This window comes from Xanthomonas sp. SHU 166, assembly GCF_000364685.1.
In the GTDB taxonomy this organism is placed as follows: Bacteria; Pseudomonadota; Gammaproteobacteria; order Xanthomonadales; family Xanthomonadaceae; genus Xanthomonas_A; species Xanthomonas_A sontii.
The window spans coordinates 1-4930 of the sequence record NZ_AQOJ01000244.1 but is presented as its reverse complement, the minus strand read 5'-3'; the positions used below and the strand labels follow the sequence as shown (position 1 = coordinate 4930).

Sequence of the window (4930 nt, the reverse complement as noted above, 5' to 3'; positions counted from 1 at the left end):
CGCGGCAGCCGGGGCGGCAGCGGTGCCGGAGGCAGGGGCGACGGCGTCGGCAGTGCCGTCCTGGGCCTTGCATGCCACCAGGATCGGCAGCAGGGCCATCAGGGTCAGGGCGAAGCGGGTCTTCATCGGCGACATCTCCAGCAGGATGGGGGACAAATGCCGGACGCGCCGCAAGCGCGGTCCGGCCACCCCGTCATGATGCCATGGCGCGGATGAAGCGCCGTACGCCGATTACTTGCCTGCGCGCTCGCGGGCGATCAACGCGTCGGCGATGCGCAGCATGTCCTCGAAGTTCTTGCCCTTGACCAGGTACTTGCCGTCGACGATCAGCGCCGGGGTGCCGGAGATGTCGGCGTGCACGGCGAAATCGCGCGCGGCCTTCACCTGCGCGGCGACCTGCGGGCTCTGGTAGGCGGCGATGAAGGCCTGCGGCTTGACCCCGAAGCCGGCGTAGAACGTGGCCAGTTCCTCCGGCGCCACGTTCTGCACCGGCACGCTGCGCTTGTCGTGGATGGCCTCGAACATGGCGCGGTGGCTGCGGCTCTGCACGCCCAACTGCTGCGCGGCATAGAAGGCGCTGGCGAAGTTGTCCCAGTAGCCGCCGAATGCCGCCGGCACCAGGGTCAGGCGCACGTCCTTGGCCTGCTTGCCGGCCCACTCTTCCAGCAGCGGCTCGAAGTGCGCGCAATGCGGGCAGGTATAGCCGAACACTTCCACCACCTCGATCTTGCCGGCCAGCGGCGCGAACGGCTTGGGATTGGCGATCAGCGTGTAGTCCTCCCCTTCCACCGCGCTGGCGGACTTGGGTTGCGCGCAGGCGCTCAACGGCAGCAGGGCGAGCAGGCACAACAGCAGGCGGGGCAGACGGTTCATGCGATCTCCAATGGCAAAAAACGAACGCCGGTCGTCGGGACCGGCGCGAAGGGGAAACGGGCCGGCGCCGCCGCGGCGGCGCGCGGTCAGGATTGTTGCGCGGGCGCCGGCTGCTGTGGCGTCGCCGCGGCCGGTGCCGCCTGCGCGGCGGCCGCGTCGTCGGCGCGGTCGTGCAGGCCCTGCAGGTAGCTGCCCAGCGCCTTGATCTCCTGGTCGGTCAGCGGCTTGGCCACCTGCGCCATGATCTTGAACATCGTCGGATCGCGCTCCTGGGTGGTGCCGGCCTGGTATTCCTGCAGGCGCCGCGCCACGTAATCGGCGTGCTGGCCGCCCAGATGCGGATAGGCCGGACCCGGATTGCCGGCGCCGGCCGGGCCGTGGCAGGCCATGCACGCGGGAATGCCGCGGGTCGCGTCGCCGCCGCGATACAGCTGCTGGCCGACCTCGTAGAACTTCATGCCCGCGTAGGGACCGTCGGCGATCACCGCGTCGTCGGCGATGCCGGCGCCGGCCTTCTGCGTGGCGAAGTAGGCGCCGATGTCGCGCATGTCCTGCGCGCTTAGCGGCTGCACGAACGGCACCATCGCCGCGACCGCGCCGCTGGTGCGCTCGCCGTGGGCGATCAACGCCATCTGCCGCGCGCTGTAGCGCTCCACCTGGCCGGCGATGCGCGGATACATGGCGATTGCGGGGTTGCCGTCCGCGCCGTGGCAGGCGGCGCAGGCCGCGGCCTTGGCCTGGCCGGCCTTGGGGTCGCCCCAGGCGGCCTTGCCGATGTCGCCCTCCAGCGGCGTGGTGCGCACCGGCGCGTGGTCGGGAATGGGAACCACCGAGGTCTGCGCGAACGCGACCGCGGCGGCGACGGAAACCGCTAGACCGGCAAAGGCAAGAACGCGAGCGTGGCGCATTGCTGAAGCTCCGTATGACCCGACCCCGCGGCTGCCGGACGGCGACCGCACTCGCGCGATTATCGGCATGCCGCGGCCCGGCGGTCAACGAAGCCCGCCCGGGGCCCTGGACGTGCGATCCTAGGGGGATGTCGCTGATCCTCGAACGTGCCCACTATCTGTTGTCCGCCCACAATGCCCGCCAGTTGCCGGACGGCGGCGGCTGGGAAGTGGCGTTCGCCGGCCGCTCCAACGCCGGCAAGTCCAGCGCGCTGAACGCGCTGACCCGGCAGAACGCCCTGGCCCGCGTGTCCAAGACGCCCGGCCGTACCCAGCAGTTGGTGTTCTTCCAGGTCCAGCCCGAGCGCTACCTGGTGGACCTGCCCGGTTACGGCTACGCCAAGGTGCCGCAGGAACTGCAGGCGCACTGGCAGAAGTTCATCGACACCTATTTCCGCACGCGCGAGGCCCTGCGCGGGCTGGTGGTGGTGATGGACATCCGCCATCCGCTGAAGGACTACGACCGGCAGATGCTGGGCTACGCCGCCCAGCGCGGGCTGCCCGCGCACGCGCTGCTGACCAAGGCCGACAAGCTCGGCCGCGGCCAGCAGGGGCAGGTGCTGCAGCAGGTACGCAAGGAGCTGACCAGCGCGTTCGGCGATACGGTCAGCGTGCAGACCTTCTCCGGCGAGACCCGCCAGGGCGTGGACGAAGCACGCGGCATCGTCGGCGGCTGGCTGGGGCTGGAGACGGAGCCGACTGCCGCGGAGTGAGCGCGGCGGTGCTGGCACCCAAACTTCGCGAGACGCTCCTTGCCGGACCCTCACCCCAACCCCTCTCCCGATGGGAGAGGGGCTAGCCTCTGTTCCTTCTCCCACCGGGAGAAGGTGCCCCGCAGGGGCGGATGAGGGTACGGGCGCAGCCTCGTGCACCCAAACATCGCGAGTCGCTGCTTGCCGGACCCTCACCCCAACCCCTCTCCCGATGGGAGAGGGGCTTTGGCCTCTTCCTTCTCCCTCCGGGACCATGGCCCCCTTTTTGGGGGAAGGTGGCCCGCAGGGCCGGATGAGGGTACGGGCCAATCAAGGCGCCGCCGGCAACGGCGAGAACTCCGCCGGCACCCAGGCGAAGGCCTGGCCCTCGCGACGCACGTGGCCCAGTCCCGGGAACGGCAGGTGCGCGCCGGCTACCCACCAGCCGTGGTCCGCGGCCTGCGCCAGCATGCGCTTGCGCGCGGCGATCGCCGCGGCGCGGTCGCTGTCGGCCTCGAACGACGCCTGCGGCTGCGCGAACTGCACCGCGTGGTAGTGCACCAGATCGCCCCACACCAGCAGTTGCTGCCCCGCACCACCGTCGAAGCGGTACGACACGTGCCCGGGCGTGTGCCCGTGGGTATCCAGCGCCACCGCGCCGCCGGGCAGCGCGTCGCCGGGACGGAAACGGCGCAGCCGCTGCGTGGACTGGTAGGGCGCCACCGCCGCCCGCGCCAGCGGGAAGGCGAAGCGCAGTGCCTGCGGCGCCTCGGCCTCGCTGGCCGGGTCCAGCCAGTACGCCGCGTCGGCGGCGCTCAGCCACACCGTCGCCTTGGGATAGGCGGGCTGGCCCTGTGCGTCCAGCAGGCCGCACAGGTGATCGGGATGGGCGTGGGTCAGCAGCACGTCGTCGACCTGCTCGGGCGCATAGCCGGCCGCGCGCAGGTTGGCCAGCACCTGGCCGAGCCCGGGGCCGAAACAGGTCGCGGTGCCGGTGTCGACCAGGGTGAGGTGCGTGCCGTCCTGGATCAGATAAGCGTTGACCGCAGTCTGCAGGCCCTTGTCGTTCTCCGGCACATAGCGGTGGTCGAGCAGGCGTGCGATCGCCTCCGGCGGGATGTTCGCCAGTTGCGCGCGCCGCAGCGCCACGGTGCCGTCGAACAGGGCGGTGATGCGCAAGCGGCCGATCGCCTGGCGATAGACGCCGGGCACCTGCGTCTGGGCGCTGGCCGGCGCGGCGGCGTGGGCGGGTGATGGCAGCGTCAGCGCCGCGCTGGCGCTCATGGCCAGCGCGCACAACGCGCGCAACGGGAACACGGACATGGGATTTCCTGGCAGAGCGGCGTGCGCCGCGGTAATGGCATGCTGCGCCGGCGCCGCTGCGCGATTCGCTCATTCCGCTGCGCGCGGCGCTCACGCCGCCCCGGCTCAGTTGCCGATGCTGGCCGGATCCAGGCCGTAGCGTTGCTGGAAGCGTTGGCTGAAGCTGCGCACCGAGCGGTAGCCGGCGTGCGCGGCGACCGTCTTCAATGGCCAGCGCGTGGTGTACAGCAGTTGCATCGCGTGCGCCAGGCGCGCATCGGTGAGCAGTTCGCGCAACGACGTGCGTTCGCCGGCCAGGTGCCGACGCAGGGTCGCGCCGCTGAAGCCCAGGCGCTCCTCGATGTCGCGCGAACGCCAGTCGCGTTGTGGCTGCGCGGCGATCAGATCGCGCACCTGCGCTGCCACGCTCGGCGCCGGCGGCAGCAGCAGGCCGCCGTGGCCTTGCCGGCACAGCGCCACCACCAGGGTCGCCAGCGCCAGCCGCGCCTCGGTGTAGCGGCCGTCCTGCAGCGCCTGCCGCCATTGCAGCAGGGTGCTGCCGAACTCCTCGGCGCGCAGACGCGCCAGCTCCGCGCCGGCGGCGGGCAGCGGTTCGTTCCACAGCACGCGCGCGGCGCTCAGCGCTTCCTCGCACAGCGGCACCAGCACGCTCAGGTACAGGCCGCTGTGCGGATCCGGGATGTTGACCACATCGATGCGGCAGCGCCGCGTCACCAGGAACAGGTCGCCCGGTACGAAGTCCAGGGCCTGTGTCGCGGTGCGCACCTGCTTGCGTCCCTGCAGCAGGATCGCCAGGTGCGGCTGCGGGATCTCCACCGAGCGCGCGCCGTGTTCGCGGCGCGCGGTGATGCAGGCGTAGCCCTCGGCCTGGGTGCAGTCGGCCAGGCTGGCCAGGCGCGCCAGCAGCAAAGCGTCGGGGGAAGTCGTGTCGGCCATGGCCGGTGATGCTAGCGCAGCGGCGGGCGCGTCCGCTCAGACATGCACGCCGAACACATGGCCGATCGCGCCGCTGGCGAGCATCGCCGCCGCGCCCCAGAACACCACCCGCACTGCGCCGCGCAGGCCCGAGGCGCCGCCGGCACGCGCGGCCAGCGC

Annotated in this window: 5 protein-coding genes and 2 pseudogenes; 1 reads left to right on the top strand and 6 read right to left on the bottom strand. The window is 71.7% G+C overall.

Annotated elements, in window-relative coordinates; genetic code table 11:
- From D180_RS23415 to D180_RS07975, 3 genes and pseudogenes are all read right to left on the bottom strand, one after another.
- A pseudogene (locus D180_RS23415) lies at positions 1-126 on the bottom strand (thiol:disulfide interchange protein DsbA/DsbL); the annotation flags it as partial.
- Positions 127-231: 105 nt separating this feature from the next.
- A complete protein-coding gene (locus D180_RS07980) occupies positions 232-873 on the bottom strand; it encodes a thiol:disulfide interchange protein DsbA/DsbL (RefSeq protein ID WP_017912379.1) in 642 nt (213 codons plus the stop codon).
- Between the two features lie 86 nt (positions 874-959).
- A complete protein-coding gene (locus tag D180_RS07975) occupies positions 960-1781 on the bottom strand; it encodes a c-type cytochrome (protein ID WP_026143360.1) in 822 nt (273 codons plus the stop codon).
- Between the two features lie 128 nt (positions 1782-1909).
- Between D180_RS07975 and yihA the strand changes: the two genes are divergently transcribed.
- Positions 1910-2533, top strand: a complete 624-nt coding sequence (gene yihA, locus D180_RS07970) for a ribosome biogenesis GTP-binding protein YihA/YsxC (RefSeq protein ID WP_017912377.1) — start codon at positions 1910-1912, stop codon at positions 2531-2533.
- Positions 2534-2842: 309 nt separating this feature from the next.
- On the opposite strand, the gene D180_RS07965 is transcribed toward yihA, so the two are convergent.
- The 3 genes and pseudogenes from D180_RS07965 to D180_RS23260 form a co-directional block, all read right to left on the bottom strand.
- Positions 2843-3835, bottom strand: coding sequence for an MBL fold metallo-hydrolase (locus D180_RS07965; protein ID WP_017912376.1), 993 nt, complete (start codon positions 3833-3835; stop codon positions 2843-2845).
- A 105-nt stretch (positions 3836-3940) separates the two neighbouring features.
- A complete protein-coding gene (locus tag D180_RS07960) occupies positions 3941-4771 on the bottom strand; it encodes a helix-turn-helix transcriptional regulator (RefSeq protein WP_043090633.1) in 831 nt (276 codons plus the stop codon).
- A 36-nt stretch (positions 4772-4807) separates the two neighbouring features.
- Positions 4808-4930 (bottom strand): annotated as a pseudogene (locus D180_RS23260) (VIT family protein); the annotation flags it as partial.